Below are 15282 nucleotides of genomic sequence, written 5' to 3'. Positions count from 1 at the left end.
TCTATGTTGTATATGCTTTGTGCTTCTTCAGCACTTATGAAGTAACAAACTGATTTAATCAAGCTTTGAACATCCTTTTGAGGTGACAGCGAATGGGTTTTACATAAAGGATATAGAGAAAGAAGGATGAATGTTGAAAAGGAAACAATTTGCAGTCATTGGTCTAGGGAGATTTGGCAGCAACGTATGCAAAGAATTATATCAATTAGGACATGAGGTATTAGCTATTGATGCAAATGAGTCTATTGTCGATTCGCTTAAGGAATTTTCTTCTCATGCTGCAGTGGCTAACGCAACAGATGAAAGAACGTTAAAATCACTTGGTCTTCGAAATTTTGATTTTGCGATTGTAGCCATAGGCGAGCATATTCAACCAAGCATTTTATGCACATTGTTATTGAAGGAAATGGGTATTAAGCAGGTATGGGTGAAGGCGCAAAATATACAACATTTTAAAGTATTAGAAAAGATTGGAGCAGACCGTATTATACAGCCTGAAAAAGAGATGGCCATGCGGATTGCTCACCAACTTGATTCTGAAAAAATAATTGATTATATTGAACTGTCGAAGGAATATAGTATTGTGGAATTAGTAGCTACTAAAAAAATTAGTAATAATACACTTGTACAGCTTGATGTCAGGAAAAAATATGGCTGCACAATTTTAGCAGTAAAGCGAAGAGATGAAGTAAATATATCACCACTACCGAACGATTTCATATATCAAGATGATATATTGGTTGTAATGGGACATAAGAATGATATTAAACGATTTGAAAATAGAGGTATGTAGAAGATGAGGAAAATCATTTCGTTACATCCGCTGCGAGGTAGTATTATTCATTTAAGTCCACCGCAAATTCTGGCGTTGGGATTCTTGGTATTTATCATCATTGGCACGGTACTTTTAAAAACACCAATAGCAACTGAAGTTCCGATATCCTGGTTAGATGCCTTGTTTACTGCTACATCAGCTATTACTGTGACAGGTTTAGTCGTTGTGGATACCGGAAATGCTTTTACCATTTTTGGAGAGCTGGTTATTATGACGCTCATGCAAATTGGTGGCTTAGGATTAATGACATTTTCTGTTTTAATATTAATGATGCTTCGAAAAAAAGTCGGACTTCATCAACGAAAGCTAACACAGGAATCATTAAGCTTAAATGAAACATCGCTAGGAGGACTGCTTCGATTAGTGAAGCTATTATTTATATTTTCTATCTCTATTGAGGCTATCGCCTTTCTCTTGCTAACGATTCGTTGGGTTCCAGAATTCGGCTGGGAGCAAGGTTTACATCAAAGCCTTTTTCATAGCATATCCGCCTTTAATAATGCAGGTTTTTCTTTATGGTCTGATAGTCTTTCTTCATTTGTGGGGGACCCTATGATTAATGTTGTTATAACAGGACTATTTATCACAGGAGGACTTGGATTTACGGTGCTAGTGGATATATGGGATAAGAAGGGTTTTCAGAAATTATCCTTACATTCGAAGCTAATGATTGTTGGAACATTGATCATCAATATCGTAGCATTATTTACTTTATTTGTGTTAGAGTATTCCAACCCAGCTACAATTGGTAATCTACCGTTAATGGATAAGCTATGGGGATCTTATTTTCAAGCAGTTACTCCAAGAACGGCAGGTTTTAATTCACTGGATATTGCTGAAATGACTGTACCATCTATTTTAGTGTTAATGATGCTCATGTTTATTGGAGCTGGTAGTGGTTCAACAGGCAGTGGTATTAAGGTAACCACCTTTATCGTAATGATTTTAGCAACGTTGTCCTACTTAAGAGGAAAGAATGAGACAACGGCTTTTGATCGAACCATTAAGCCACATGTTATTTTACGTGCTTTATCGATAATGATTATTAGTATATTAGTAATCTTTGTCGCTGTTTTTATATTAAGCATTACGGAGAAAGCACCGTTCCTAGTAATTGTATTTGAAGTCATTTCCGCTTTTGGTACGGTAGGTTTGTCGATGGGGTTGACAGGTGATTTAACATCATTTGGAAAATGTGTCATTATCATAATGATGTTTATTGGTCGAATCGGACCATTAACGCTGGCATTTGTATTCGCTAGACAAAGAAAGAAATCATCCATTCGTTACCCAGCAGAAGATGTGTTTACCGGCTAAGCTTATTATGAGAGTTAGAAAATCCTTTTAGCTATTTAGTAACCAAGGTTTTTCTTGAATTGAAGAGAACGCTACTCACTTTTTGTGAAAGGAAAATGAAAGGACAGGAATTTGTAAGTCATTCATTTTCTTAACGTGAAGTATTTACAAAGCCTCTATAATTCAGTAAGATAATAGAAATATTTTATATAAAGGCAATGATGAGAAGAGTAGATGGATAAGAGCTTAAACAGAGACCTTTCGCTTAGCTGAAAACGAAGGAGTATCGAGTCCATTGAAACAAGGCTCCGAGCTGCGCATGGGAATTTCCTATTTTTTTATTATAGGAAAGGATCGTGTGACGGGATCTCCCGTTATAGGGATAGGGTATAAGCATGCTATGTTGTTTAGCTGCCGTACTTGATAAGATTTCTGTGGCGACACAGGAATAAAATGGGGTGGCACCGCGATTTTGGATTCCAAATCTCGCCCCCAAGATGACTGTCTTGGGAGGTGAGATTTTTTATTTACATCAGAGTTTAGTTACAGTGCCTGTATTTTAGAAGTTCTTTAAAGTTTTAAGCTAGCGGAGGCACTGCCACTTTTTTTGTTTTAAATAAAACTGGGGGGATTCAAAATGGTGGTTGCGTTGCGTGAATGGAGGAATCCTTTATTACTATTGTTAGGTATAGGTATATCGAATCTTGGTGGCTGGATATATTTAATTGCACTTAATTTAATTGTGCTTGAATGGACAGGTTCACCATTGGCCGTTTCAATTCTATATATGCTAAAACCGATTGCTTCTATTTTTTCAAGTTTTTGGGCGGGTAGTTATATTGATCGTCTGAACAAACGGAAGCTAATGATTAATTTAGATATATGTAGAGGGATATTGATTTTAATACTTCCCTTTATATCCAAGCTCTGGATTATGTATGGAATCGTTTTTGTCATTAATATTGCAGATTCTATTTTCGGTCATACATCAATGGTTTACTTTACGAAGTTAATTCCTAAAAAGAATCGACAACGCTTTAATGCATTAAGAAATTTTACCTCGTCTTGTGGATTTTTACTTGGACCGTCGATAGCTGGATTGCTATTTCTGCTGGGTTCACCTTTTTTAGCTATTCATTTAAATGGTGTTTTTCTTCTACTATCAGCAGTAATCTTATTAATATTACCTAATGTTGATGCGAAAAATAACCCAGAGGTAGCTAGTGTATCATGGCAAATGATTAAATCAGATTGGAAAACAGTTGTGACTTTTAGTAAGACATCGATGTACATTGTTACTGTTTATTTGCTGTTTAGTGGGGTTACTGTTTTGATGACTGCTATTGACTCATTAGAAGCTGCTTTGGCGACAGATGCGTTGTCTTTTAGTGAGAGTGAATATGGTTTACTTGTAAGTATAGCTGGTGTCGGATTTATTATTGGTTCAATCGTGAATAGTGTAATAGCGAACTGGGTGAAAAATTATTATTTAATAGGTTTAGGAGTTTTGGTCACTGCCATCGGTTATCTTATCTTTGCTTTTTCAACTAATTATGGTATGGCTGCTATAGGTTTTTTCGTCATCATGTTTGCACTATCTTTTGCTAACACAGGTTTCATGACCTTTTATCAAAATAATGTACCAGTTGATTTAATGGGTAGATTTAGTAGTATATTTAGTATAGTAGAAGCTTTTTTTATTATTTTTTTGACAGGAGCTTTTGGTTTGATAGCAGAGTTAATTGCAATTCGACCAGTGATGATAACTGGATCTATCGTTTTATTAGTACTTGGGTTAATAATTTGCTCTGTTGTTTTAAAATCCTCAAAAAGACAATTTTATAAGCTAGATAAGGATGCAATTAGTTAGTTTAAAGAAATGAAATTTTAGAATCTCCACATAAATTCCATATGAATTACACAACAGTTCCATATGTTCCTTTTACTATAGAAGAAAGAATTGGTTGATAAATAAGGAGTATGGTAATGGAGAAACAAATGAAGTTCGTTTTTGATACAACAGATTATTATCGATTTATCCGGTTATTAAGAGAAATTACGCCATATCAGCTTAAAGTCGATAAAGCAAACGGTAATGAAGAAGTCTTGAATATCTCGGAAAGAATCATCTATTATCGGTTAAAGAAGGAACTGGATGATTATTATCAACAATTGGATAAGGCTTGGTTTAACTAATAACAATATAACAAATAAGATTCAGCTGTTTATCTGCTGAATCTTATTTTACATATGGTAATTTTATTTAATAGGTACGTGATTCTTTAGTTGGCGGGAGAAAGCTCATCCTCAGTTACCCATTTATGGTTTTTAACTTCTTCACCACTTGTGTTAGATATATAATCAACCATGTATACAGTTGTATCTTTAGCTGAATCGATGGTGGCAGTAGCTCCATCCATTCCTTTCATATGAGAAGCTTCTACTTTTACTTCTGATCCAGATTCCAGCCGCTTAGCTCCAGGGTTCATTAGCTCCTCATGTATCACCCATTTATGGTTCTCTACTTTTTTTCCGCCATTAGTCGGGGTATAGGTGATGGTATATACAGTAGTATCATATGCACCAGAAATGGTTGCTTCAGCACCTTTCATTCCTTCCATATGATCTGTTTCAATTATTGCTTTGCTGCCAACCTCATATGTTGGGTTTTTTGCTGTTTGTAAGCCTTTTGGTACGTATTCAGAGCTAGAATGTTCCATTTGATCGTGATCACTTAATCCGGATTCCGTTTCTGGATCCGCGTTTTCAGTAGGACCATCGTTATTTTCCTGTGTACTTCCACATGCTGATAGTGTCATTGCTACAATAAATATACCAATTGCCAATCCCCATTTCCGCTTGTTCATGAGACTACCCCCTTCTTGTTAGTGATATGTCTCTATTAATTTACCCAGTAAATTTGCAGATTTTTTGCAGTTTATATGACATATTATATACAAAAAATGTAAAATATTAGCTGCATAGCTCGTCTGCACAGAAAATCAATAATTTTTTAATACACTGAATAGAAGTGTTTAATATATGGGGGAGGTAATATAATGAAAAAATTTATAGATTATAATAAGTATACAGAGACTGTATTACAGATACAGCTATTACCGATTTTGAAAGGCGGTTAATATGGTTAATAAGCTTTCTCTAAAAATAGGTATGCTTTTCTTTTTCGTTATTTTAATAATAGAAGGCTTGCTCTATTTTATTCTCTACATGAATTTAGCCAGTGAGCGTATTGAAGAAATAATCAATAATTTACTTGCACGAGGTAATACACATAGTGAAGTGTTAGAGGACAACTTTGAGGCAACAACGCTTGAACACGTTGGGTTAATGGAATCTGCATCTGAGTTTGTCGTTATCATTACTGATGAAGCAGGAAAGATTCTAGTTCATTCAGATCCAGTTCAGTCGGAAATGACAGAGGTTATTGAGCGTACGAACTATGATTCCATACCTTCAGAAGGTGTTGTCATTGAAGACAGATGGAAGGATAGACAGTTTATTGCTACGGATAGTCCCATCACGATAAATAAAGAGCATCGCGGGCATGTTTTTATGTTCGCTCATACCAATCAAGTCAAGCGGGTCTTAGATCATTTAAGTAATCAATTTTTATTTATTGGTATCATTACGGTGGTTTTAACGATTATTACCATTTTTATTCTTTCTCGATTTATTACACTGCCATTGATGAAAATAAAGCGTGCTACAGAACAGCTAAGTGAAGGGAATCATTTTATTGGATTACATACAGAAAGAAGGGATGAACTGGGTGAATTAGCACAGGCGATCACAAGCTTATCCAATGATTTAGACCGGTTGAAGAATGAAAGAAATGAATTCCTAGCAAGCATCTCTCATGAATTACGGACACCACTAACGTATATGAAAGGGTATGCGGATATAGTTTATAGTCAGGCGTTAACAGATGCAGATTTAAAAGAATATATTAGTATTATTCGTGAAGAGACGGAAAACCTATCTATTTTAATCAAACATTTATTTGAATTAGCGAAAATGGATCAACATTCTTTTCCTATAAGGCGTGAGAAAGTCTTTTTAAAGCAGCTTGTAACATCTATTGTCGACTTCATAACACCTGTGCTAGAGAAAAAAGATGTCGCGCTGTTTGTACGTTGTCCCAATCATATTTCATGCTACATAGATCCAAATCGCTTTCAGCAAGTTCTATTAAATATTTTAGATAATGCCAACAAGTATTCGGTAAAAGGTGGGGAAATTAAACTAGAAGTAAAGGACAGTGATAGGTATATTGAGATTATCGTTCGTGATCAAGGTGAAGGCATACCGAAAACGGATTTGCCTTATGTGTTTGATCGCTTATATCGTGTTGAAAAATCCCGTTCTCGAAAAAATGGTGGTAGTGGATTAGGTCTTGCCATTGCCAAAGAAATTGTTGAGGCTCATGATGGTATCATCCAAATATACAGTGAACAAGACGTTGGAACAAAGGTAATCATTAAAGTACCAAAGGGTGAGGTTATTGAAGAATGTACTTTTAATAGATGATGAACAAAGGATGTTGGATTTATTAGCGTTGTACTTGAAGCCACACAAATATATCTGTACAAAGGCGCAAGATGCTACAAAGGCACTAGAGCATTTAGAAAAAGAAAATTTTGATATTATTCTGTTGGACATCATGATGCCTGAGATAGATGGTTGGGAGCTTTGCCAATCTATCAGAAAATTTTCTGATATACCGATTATCATGATAACTGCACGAGATCAGCAAGAGGATATTGTTAGAGGGCTTCGTTTAGGAGCTGATGATTATGTAACAAAGCCCTTTAATGCACAGGAGTTATTAGCTAGAATAGAAGCGTTATTACGTCGTACAGTACCAAAAAATGTAATAGAGGTTGATGGTCTACGCTGGGAAGAGGAACGGTTTGAATTAAGCTATGGTAATCAGGTGATTAAGCTGACGCCCAAAGAATTTTTTATGATTGGTCACTTAATGAAACACCCTAATAAGGTATTTACACGGGAGCAATTTATTGAATTAATTTGGGGTTATCATTCCGATACGGAAGGAAGGACCGTTGATTCTCATGTGCGCAATATGCGTGAAAAAATAAGACAGGCTGGGTTTTCCATAGATGACTATTTGCAGACTGTTTGGGGGGTAGGTTATAAATGGGTGGTTCAAGATTAAGTAGATGTAAATAGGAGTTGGACTAAGCATATAACTTTGAAGTGATAAATGAGCGAAGTAGGAGACTGAGACAAAAGAATTAATTATCGTCCGTTTTTTGATTAGAATCATTCATTTAGCACCTGATATAAGCACGTGTCCGAAGATCCACTTGGTAACGTGTTTTTCTTTACCAAGTTAGCTGAGGCCGTGCCGCGGAAAGCGCGTATATTTTCACGGTGCAGCGATAATACTCCTATTGATTAATTCGTATTTTGAGTAAAGAAGTTGTGTTTTGTCCCAGCCTCTTGTCTTTAAATTAGCATTCTTCTTTAAGCTGATTTACAAGCATCCGCACATGCAAAGCATGCATCTGCACATCTCTGACAATGATCGTGTGCATGCTTTTTGCATTCGTTTCCACAGGCTTCGCAAATTTCTGCACAGACAGAGGTTAACGCAGCAGAAAATGGTGTCCCTTTGCAGATTGCTTGCTCCAGATAGCTGCAAATATCTGCGCATTCTCGATCTAAACGTATACAGTTGGTCATCATTTTGATATCTTCCTCCTGCAAGCAGGCGTCATAGCAATGATTGCATGCTGTCATGCATTCATGTAATGCGCGAATAAGCTCCTGATGCTGTTCATGCCCCATTATTTTTACCTCCTAAAGATGAAATTAGAGAATGGATCGCAGTAAATTCTCTAGCTAAGTTCATCATGTTATTTCATCACTAACACTTACGTTGCCCAACTTCTTATATAATAAACAAATTCCTTTCAAGGATTTGTTATTTTGATAAACTGTAGAAAAGGAAATTGATGAATAGAGGAGAGAGGTTCCGATGAGTTACCAATGGTTAGATTGGGCAAGAAGATTACAATCTCTATCCCAAGCTGGTTTAACTTTCACGAAGGATATATATGATCGAGAGCGCTATGAAGAGCTACAGCAAATAAGTAAAGAAATAATAGAGAGTTATTCGGAAATAGAGATGCAGCAATTATCGAACTTATTTGCATATGAAAAAGGATATCAAACACCTAAACTTGATGTGAGGGGTGCAGTATTTAAAGAAGAAAAAATATTAATGGTTAGAGAAAAAATGGATGATAAATGGTCACTGCCTGGAGGCTTTTGCGAAGTGGGGTTATCACCTAATGAGAACATTGTGAAGGAAATATGGGAAGAATCAGGGTATCATGTCGTGCCAACAAAATTGCTTGCGTTGTTAGATATGAATAAGCACTCTCATCCGCCACAACCCTATCACTATTATAAACTATTTATTCGTTGTGAAATTGTTGGTGGAGAGGAGAGTACTGGTATTGAAACGAAAGGGATAGACTTTTTCGCAGAGGATCAGCTGCCAGTTCTTTCTGTCGGTCGAAATACCGTAGATCAAGTTAAAACCCTATTTGAATTTAGTCGTAATCCTACAAAACAAGCGATAGTAGAGTAGGTAGTTAAAATCATGTCTCTGCATCAAAGCAGGAAAAATTAGTACAGCTATCGAAATAGGATTGTATAGAAAGGAAAATTGATGTACTTACAATTCTTATTTCATGAGCCAATTCAATATATTACTAAATTAACGCCTAGCTACGAAGATCAGGCAAGTGATGTTTCGTTTGTGCAAACGAAGCGTCAGGCAGTGGTTGTACGTATTACGAGAATGGTAGATGAGCAGAGTAATGATTTTGGGTAGAAATGTAAAAGAATATTTGGGATTGATCCAAGAAACGTATTTTCCTTAGAACGTATAAATAATACATTAAATAATCTAACTTCCTGACCAAGGGTTGTTCATAAGGGGAAATCGTTTAATAGAGAATTCGTAGTCGTAGAGAAGCTGGAAGGGAAAACGCTTGAATCGTTTGTTGAACGACCTCCTGCTGTGCTACAAGGTCTTGGAAAAAGATTGGCACAAATTTTTTAGTATCAGCAATTTTTGTTCCAATGCAATTTTTAGCTGTTAAGAATGGTATAACAGGTTTAATTCGTACAGAGGCTTATGCCTATTGCACCAAGAGATTTAGACTTTATTTGGATTGGAATACGTTCTAGATAATTCTTCTGCATTAAGTTTAGGAAGGGTTATGAGTCGATATGGGAGCTTCCTGATTTAAAGCATGTAGACGGTTATCCCACATATAATTGGCAGTAAGCCCCACTTCAAGCAATAAAGTGAAACCAATATGGATAAGTGGGGGATCGACTACCAGTAAATGTCCGATTGGTTCAAAGGCTTTAGGTCATACCCTTGTGGTACGAACAAGCAGTTGAGGACAGCAAAACCCCCACTGATTGAAGTTTCAATGTATCGTTAGCTATATTGATTATTAGCGGTACAAGGTGACATGGATGTGAAGGTATGACTAGATTATAAGGTGCTATTTTAAGGGAGGAAGACGAAGATGAATCCTATTTTGATTGTCGGTGCGGGTCCAACAGGACTTGTATTGGCTTTAAGTATGACTAAGTTTGGGGTTCCAATTAAAATTATTGACAAAGCAGATGGACCAGGTACTTCTTCTAGGGCAATGGCCGTGATGCCTAGAACGTTAGAGTTTTACAATCAGCTTGGCATTTCCGGTGCAATCATTAATGAAAGTATTAAAATAAAGGAAATGCAGCTACATGTGGATGGGAAAAAAAGAGCTCGTATGCATGTTGGTAGTTTAGGAACAGGGTTAAGCCCATTTACATCTCCATACAGTTTTCCGCAGGATGAGCATGAAAAACTACTTCTTGAAAAACTAAACGAATTTGGTATAACTGTCGACTGGAACACAGAGCTTCTTTCTTTTCAAGAAGATCAAAAATGTGTAAAAGCAAAAATGCTTCAGGCTGGTCATGCTTTGGAAGAAGAATTTGCTTATATCTGTGGTTGTGACGGTGCTGGAAGTGCAGTTCGGCATCAAATCAACACAGATTTTCCTGGGGGAACTTACGAACAGCTATTTTACGTCATGGATATTAAAGCTACAGGTAGACCGATAGACTCGCAACGAATATCGCTTTGTTTTAGAGGAGAGGAATTTGTTGTACTTTTACCTGTTCGTAGTAAGAATACAACGAGGGCGATTGGTATATTTCCAAAACAGCTTGTTAATAGTCGTGACGATGTTGATAAGCTAGTATCCTTCATGGAAGAGGCTTATCAGTTGGACATAAAACAGGTTAATTGGTTTTCTACATATAACGTTCATCATAGGGTCGCTAGTCATTTTACTAAGGGTAGAGCATTTCTTGTCGGTGATGCTGCACATATTCACTCTCCTGCTGGTGGTCAGGGAATGAATACTGGAATTGGCGATGCGGTTAATCTCGGCTGGAAGCTTGCTTCTGTCGTACACGGAAAGGCGAAGGAAGAGTTACTTCATTCGTATGAAGTAGAGCGGAGGGCTTTTGCCGAACGCTTGGTAAATACCACGGATCGTGCTTTTACAAGTGTGGTTTCTGGCAGTTTTATCAATCGATTATTACGAAAACAAATTGTCCCAAGGCTTATACCCCTTGTAGATCATTCCATGCGTATTAAAGAGCAGCTATTTAAAATTATTTCACAAACGCAAATTGAATACACTCAAAGTCCACTAAGTAGTGGCAAGTATATGGGAGTAGAGTCAGGACAACGGCTTCCATTTACTGGAGATAACTATCAAACATTACAAACCATGGATTGGCAGGTTCACGTATACGGGTCAGCTTCTGCTCAATTATTGAATTTTTGTAAGAAGCGTGGATTACCTCTTCATACTTTTAGTTTTGATTCAATTGCGGAGCAAAAAGGATTACAGAAAGAAGCGATGTATTTGCTTCGTCCGGATGGTCATATTGGTCTCGTTCATTCCTATCAGGATATACAACGATTACAGGAATACCTTGATAACTGGGGTATTACTCCGTTCCATGCCAAGCAGTAACAAAAGATAATTTGAAACATGGTTATCCCGCTTTTTTAGCGGGATTATTTTTATGGTTTTACAATTACTATAGGGGGGTATAGTATATTTGTATTGGAAATAATAACTAAGCAAATGATAAGAGTGAGGAGGGTATTTTATGAAACAAAAACATCAACACCATAATCATGAGCATCATCATACACATGTAGATCGAGAAAGCAATCAAGATAAGCACATGCACAAGCATCATCGTGAAGAGCACAGCCATCACGGTCATCATGACCACGGTGACATGGTAAATGATTTTAAGAAACGATTTTTTATATCATTGATTATCACTATTCCAATTCTAGTGTTATCTCCAATGATTCAGGGATTTATTGGTGTGAATTGGCGATTTCCATCTGATCAATATATTCTATTTGCGCTAGCAACAGTTATTTTCTTCTATGGCGGTTGGCCGTTTATCACAGGTGGCATCCGTGAATTAAAAGATCGTAATCCTGGAATGATGATGCTTATTGGCTTAGCCATTTTAGTTGCTTACGGGTATAGCTCTCTAACGGTCTTTGGTTGGGAAGGTAAAGACTTCTTTTGGGAGTTAGCAACATTAATTGATATCATGCTACTTGGTCATTGGGTAGAAATGCGTTCGGTGATGGGCGCGTCCAATGCTCTTGAGCAATTAGTCAAGTTAATGCCTAATGAAGCACATAAACTAGATGAAAATGATGAAATAGAAGATGTACCATTGTCTGAATTGGCAAGTCGTGATCGTGTACTTGTTAAGCCTGGAGAAAAGATACCTGTAGACGGTACCATCCTTGATGGAAAATCTGCAGTAGATGAATCCATGCTTACTGGTGAGTCAGTACCCGTTGAAAAAGTAAAAGGTGACGAAGTAATAGGTGGTTCTGTAAATAAAGAAGGGTCGCTAACTATTCAAGTGGAGAAGACGGGAGAAGCGTCATTTTTATCTCAAGTTGTTACGATGGTGAAAGAAGCGCAGGGATCAAAATCGAAAACGCAGGACCTCACTAATCGAGCTGCCAAATGGTTATTTTATCTTGCCTTATTTGCAGGGTTAGCTACATTAGTTATTTGGCTGCTGCTTGGGTACTCTTATGATATAGCCATTGAGCGAATGGTTACGGTTATGGTTACTACTTGTCCACATGCTTTAGGGCTAGCTGCACCTTTAGTCGTTGCAGTTTCAACATCCATCTCTGCAAAAAAGGGGCTACTCATTCGTAATCGAGCTAACTTTGAAGGTGCAAGGAATTTAAATGCGGTTGTCTTTGATAAGACTGGTACGTTAACCAAGGGAGAATTTGGTGTTACAGATATTATTGCAGATAAAGGGTATCAAAAAGATGAGGTACTTGCTTATGCTGCGAGTGTTGAGCAGAATTCAGAGCATCCAATTGCAGCCGGAATTATTGGAGCAGCCAAAGATAAAGCTATCTCATTAAACAAGGTAAATGATTTTGAATCGATTACTGGCAAAGGGATTCAGGGAAAAGTAGATGGCAAAACGATTAACGTTGTCAGTCCCAAATATGTACTTGATAATTATCTAACATTTGATCGGAAGCTGTTTAGTAAAATGTCGGAAGAAGGTAAGACCGTAGTATTTGTGCTGGTTGAAGAGGAATTAATCGGTATGATTGCGCTTGCTGATATGGTAAGGGATACAGCAAAAGAGGCGGTTAGATCGTTGAAGAAACAGGGTATTCATTCTATTATGCTAACTGGAGATAATCAGAAGGTGGCAGATTGGGTTGCTAAACAATTAGGAATAGAAGAGGTTTATGCTGAAGTATTGCCAGATGATAAAGCGAACCAAGTGAAAAAAATTAAGGAAAAGGGTTGGAAAGTTGCTATGACTGGAGATGGTGTCAACGATGCACCTGCATTAGCAACTGCGGATTTAGGAATTGCAATTGGTGCAGGAACAGACGTAGCTATGGAGACTGCTGATGTTGTTCTTGTAAAAAGTAATCCAAATGATGTGGTAGAACTAATGGATTTATCACGGAAAACGTACCGAAAAATGGTGCAAAATCTATGGTGGGCAACAGGTTATAATATATTTTCTATTCCGCTAGCTGCTGGCGTGCTCGCGCCGATTGGAATTGTTCTTAGTCCAGCGGTTGGTGCAGTGCTAATGAGTTTAAGTACTATAATCGTAGCAATTAATGCGAAATTATTAAAAGCATAAATGTAATAAAGCGGCTTAAGGTTCCTCCCAAGCTGAGGGATAAAAAACTAGTATATATAAAGCCTAGTAATCATGTTATTCTTTCATCGTAAAAGGAAATAGCAGAGGGATGACTCGTGTTGTATTTTCGCAGGAGTCACCCCTTATGCCTCTACGTTATTAACGTGTTTTCCATAGGATGAGAATCATCACCATTTCAAAAAAATGAACGATAAAGGTTCGAACGACTTTCTGGAAATAACTTCGTATCTTCCGATTCATATCGTTTGGAGCTTCGTTCACTCGCACCCTTTTGAGTAATGTTAATATATAATGATCCGTAATACCGTTTCATAGGAATGTGTTCCCCATCGAAAAGTGTTTTCCAAATTAAGCTCCTAATATAGTATCGACAATACCGTATTCTTTTGCTTCCTTAGCGCTCATGAAGAAATCACGTTCTGTATCTTGTGCTATTTTTTCATATGGCTGGCCGGAACGATCGGCAATTAATTGATTGATTTCTCGCCGTTGCTTAATAATGCGATTAGCATAGATATTCATATCACTGGCTTGGCCCTTCATCCCACCGTGCGGTTGGTGTATCATAACCTCTGAGTGAGGGAGTGCAATTCTTTTCCCTTTTGTTCCTCCTATAAGTAGCACGGCGCCAAAAGATGCTGCCATACCTGTACAAATAGTTTGAACATCAGGTTTAATATGGTTCATCGTGTCTAAAATCGAAAAACCGGCTGATACAGAACCGCCTGGGCTGTTAATGTACATTGAAATATCTTTTTTTGGATCTTGAGAGGCTAAAAATAGTAATTGTGCAGTTACTGCGTTGGCGAGTGTATCATCAATTTCAGAACCGATAAATACAATACGATCTTTTAATAACCGTGAATAAATATCATAGCTCCGTTCTCCGTGATCTGATTGTTCTACAACATAAGGAATTGGTACGTTCATACGTTAACACCTGCCTTTATCGTTTAAGAGGAGTAATTGAATGAGGTAAAGGCTGTTCCTTATTCAGAAATATGTTAAGCAGCCATTTTATTTTCCATGGTATTTGGTGTATGTTGTCGTTGAGCATATAAGGTGCGAACAGAAGCGTTATCTGTCAGTAAGTTTGCTAGTAGTTGAACATCATCGTTTTGTAATGCATAGGTGTATAATTGGATACGTAACACCTGATCTTCATCTATTGGTGAATCAAAATCTAAACTTTTTCGAACCTCATCCTTTACTTTTTGTCGTGCTCGAAAAAGATTTGCCTTAACGGCTCCAATGCTTACATTTGTCAATTGAGCAATTTCTTTGAGGCTGCATTTACAAACATCTGCGAGTAAGAAAAAGATTTGTTGGTTTATAGTCAATTTGGATACTAACTGATTTAATAGATGCACAAGATTTTGCGAAAGTATATCACTTGTCGAATCGGCAATTTGTTTTTCGTAATCCTCGTATGGGATTATTGGTAGCTTTTTTTTACGTAGCTCATCAATCCATGTGTTTCTGGCAATTGTAGAAAAATAAGCTTTTTTTAGTGATGTAGGTTGATGTTTCTTCCAATTCACATAGGATTTTACCCAAGTTGTTTGCATGAGATCTTCTGCATCATGGGTGTTCTGTGTGAAGTGCAAACAAGCCTTCCAAATAGAAGCTACACACTTATTCCAAGCTTGTTGAAAATCGTTATCCATGGAAAACACTCCTTTTTCAATCTCCCCTTTCACATGTATTAACGAAAAAACGGCATAAAAGGATACGGATAGTTTAAAAAAATAAAAAAAAGAATACTATCTATGTAGTATTACAATGAATAGGATAATATGGGGAAATACGTAATTCAAAAA

Annotated in this window: 14 protein-coding genes and 1 other annotated feature; of the genes, 10 read left to right on the top strand and 4 right to left on the bottom strand. The window is 37.0% G+C overall.

Annotation, left to right across the window (positions count from 1 at the left end; all coding sequences use genetic code 11):
* The first annotated feature begins 133 nt into the window (after positions 1 to 133).
* From RVS70_RS09835 to RVS70_RS09820, 4 genes are all read left to right on the top strand, one after another.
* Positions 134 to 793, top strand: a complete 660-nt coding sequence (locus tag RVS70_RS09835; RefSeq protein WP_414617173.1) for a potassium channel family protein — start codon at positions 134 to 136, stop codon at positions 791 to 793.
* A 3-nt stretch (positions 794 to 796) separates the two neighbouring features.
* Positions 797 to 2152 (top strand): TrkH family potassium uptake protein, encoded by a 1356-nt coding sequence (locus tag RVS70_RS09830; RefSeq protein WP_205389458.1) that lies wholly within the window; start codon positions 797 to 799, stop codon positions 2150 to 2152.
* A gap of 188 nt (positions 2153 to 2340) precedes the next feature.
* Positions 2341 to 2628 (top strand) — a binding site (T-box leader).
* Between the two features lie 140 nt (positions 2629 to 2768).
* Positions 2769 to 4001, top strand: a complete 1233-nt coding sequence (locus RVS70_RS09825) for an MFS transporter (RefSeq protein ID WP_205389459.1) — start codon at positions 2769 to 2771, stop codon at positions 3999 to 4001.
* A 116-nt stretch (positions 4002 to 4117) separates the two neighbouring features.
* A complete protein-coding gene (locus tag RVS70_RS09820) occupies positions 4118 to 4327 on the top strand; it encodes a hypothetical protein (protein ID WP_026680072.1) in 210 nt (69 codons plus the stop codon).
* Between the two features lie 86 nt (positions 4328 to 4413).
* Here the strand turns inward: RVS70_RS09820 and RVS70_RS09815 are convergent, their stop codons facing one another.
* On the bottom strand, positions 4414 to 4998 hold the full coding sequence (locus RVS70_RS09815) for a YdhK family protein (RefSeq protein WP_321133112.1): 585 nt from the start codon (positions 4996 to 4998) through the stop codon (positions 4414 to 4416).
* Positions 4999 to 5272: 274 nt separating this feature from the next.
* On the opposite strand from RVS70_RS09815, the gene RVS70_RS09810 reads away from it, so the two are divergent.
* Complete coding sequence (locus RVS70_RS09810) at positions 5273 to 6679, top strand: ATP-binding protein (protein WP_205389461.1); 1407 nt, start codon at positions 5273 to 5275, stop codon at positions 6677 to 6679.
* Positions 6654 to 7328 (top strand): response regulator transcription factor, encoded by a 675-nt coding sequence (locus RVS70_RS09805; RefSeq protein ID WP_321133109.1) that lies wholly within the window; start codon positions 6654 to 6656, stop codon positions 7326 to 7328. Before RVS70_RS09810 ends, RVS70_RS09805 begins: the two co-directional genes overlap by 26 nt.
* 311 nt (positions 7329 to 7639) lie before the next feature.
* Here the strand turns inward: RVS70_RS09805 and RVS70_RS09800 are convergent, their stop codons facing one another.
* Complete coding sequence (locus RVS70_RS09800) at positions 7640 to 7963, bottom strand: four-helix bundle copper-binding protein (RefSeq protein WP_321133107.1); 324 nt, start codon at positions 7961 to 7963, stop codon at positions 7640 to 7642.
* A gap of 190 nt (positions 7964 to 8153) precedes the next feature.
* Here RVS70_RS09800 and RVS70_RS09795 point away from each other — a divergent pair, with 190 nt between their 5' ends.
* From RVS70_RS09795 to RVS70_RS09780, 4 genes are all read left to right on the top strand, one after another.
* Entirely contained in the window at positions 8154 to 8771 is a 618-nt protein-coding gene (locus RVS70_RS09795; protein WP_026683053.1) for an NUDIX hydrolase, read from the top strand.
* 81 nt (positions 8772 to 8852) lie between these two features.
* Positions 8853 to 9017, top strand: coding sequence for a hypothetical protein (locus tag RVS70_RS09790; RefSeq protein ID WP_321133105.1), 165 nt, complete (start codon positions 8853 to 8855; stop codon positions 9015 to 9017).
* A 709-nt stretch (positions 9018 to 9726) separates the two neighbouring features.
* Positions 9727 to 11238 (top strand): FAD-dependent monooxygenase, encoded by a 1512-nt coding sequence (locus RVS70_RS09785; RefSeq protein ID WP_321133103.1) that lies wholly within the window; start codon positions 9727 to 9729, stop codon positions 11236 to 11238.
* Positions 11239 to 11377: 139 nt separating this feature from the next.
* On the top strand, positions 11378 to 13441 hold the full coding sequence (locus tag RVS70_RS09780) for a heavy metal translocating P-type ATPase (protein WP_414617172.1): 2064 nt from the start codon (positions 11378 to 11380) through the stop codon (positions 13439 to 13441).
* Positions 13442 to 13810: 369 nt separating this feature from the next.
* Here RVS70_RS09780 and RVS70_RS09775 read toward each other — a convergent pair whose 3' ends face one another.
* Both RVS70_RS09775 and RVS70_RS09770 read right to left on the bottom strand, forming a co-directional pair.
* Positions 13811 to 14392 (bottom strand): ATP-dependent Clp protease proteolytic subunit, encoded by a 582-nt coding sequence (locus RVS70_RS09775; protein WP_026683057.1) that lies wholly within the window; start codon positions 14390 to 14392, stop codon positions 13811 to 13813.
* A gap of 74 nt (positions 14393 to 14466) precedes the next feature.
* Complete coding sequence (locus tag RVS70_RS09770; protein ID WP_281949614.1) at positions 14467 to 15129, bottom strand: RNA polymerase sigma factor; 663 nt, start codon at positions 15127 to 15129, stop codon at positions 14467 to 14469.
* Between the last annotated feature and the right edge of the window lie 153 nt (positions 15130 to 15282).

The organism is Virgibacillus sp. M23, assembly GCF_034190895.1.
Lineage (GTDB): Bacteria > Bacillota > Bacilli > Bacillales > Amphibacillaceae > Virgibacillus > Virgibacillus salarius.
Note: the sequence above shows the minus strand (reverse complement) of the source record. Positions and strands in the feature narration are given on the sequence as shown.

Excerpts from the sequence above, each read along its gene's own strand:
- RVS70_RS09790 (WP_321133105.1), top strand. The coding sequence starts at position 8,853 with ATGTACTTACAATTCTTATTTCATGAGCCAATTCAATATATTACTAAA.
- RVS70_RS09795 (WP_026683053.1), top strand. The coding sequence starts at position 8,154 with ATGAGTTACCAATGGTTAGATTGGGCAAGAAGATTACAATCTCTATCC.
- RVS70_RS09780 (WP_414617172.1), top strand. The coding sequence starts at position 11,378 with ATGAAACAAAAACATCAACACCATAATCATGAGCATCATCATACACAT.
- RVS70_RS09815 (WP_321133112.1), bottom strand. The coding sequence starts at position 4,998 with ATGAACAAGCGGAAATGGGGATTGGCAATTGGTATATTTATTGTAGCA.
- RVS70_RS09830 (WP_205389458.1), top strand. The coding sequence starts at position 797 with ATGAGGAAAATCATTTCGTTACATCCGCTGCGAGGTAGTATTATTCAT.
- RVS70_RS09800 (WP_321133107.1), bottom strand. The coding sequence starts at position 7,963 with ATGGGGCATGAACAGCATCAGGAGCTTATTCGCGCATTACATGAATGC.
- RVS70_RS09820 (WP_026680072.1), top strand. The coding sequence starts at position 4,118 with ATGGAGAAACAAATGAAGTTCGTTTTTGATACAACAGATTATTATCGA.
- RVS70_RS09785 (WP_321133103.1), top strand. The coding sequence starts at position 9,727 with ATGAATCCTATTTTGATTGTCGGTGCGGGTCCAACAGGACTTGTATTG.
- RVS70_RS09770 (WP_281949614.1), bottom strand. The coding sequence starts at position 15,129 with ATGGATAACGATTTTCAACAAGCTTGGAATAAGTGTGTAGCTTCTATT.
- RVS70_RS09775 (WP_026683057.1), bottom strand. The coding sequence starts at position 14,392 with ATGAACGTACCAATTCCTTATGTTGTAGAACAATCAGATCACGGAGAA.
- RVS70_RS09810 (WP_205389461.1), top strand. The coding sequence starts at position 5,273 with ATGGTTAATAAGCTTTCTCTAAAAATAGGTATGCTTTTCTTTTTCGTT.
- RVS70_RS09825 (WP_205389459.1), top strand. The coding sequence starts at position 2,769 with ATGGTGGTTGCGTTGCGTGAATGGAGGAATCCTTTATTACTATTGTTA.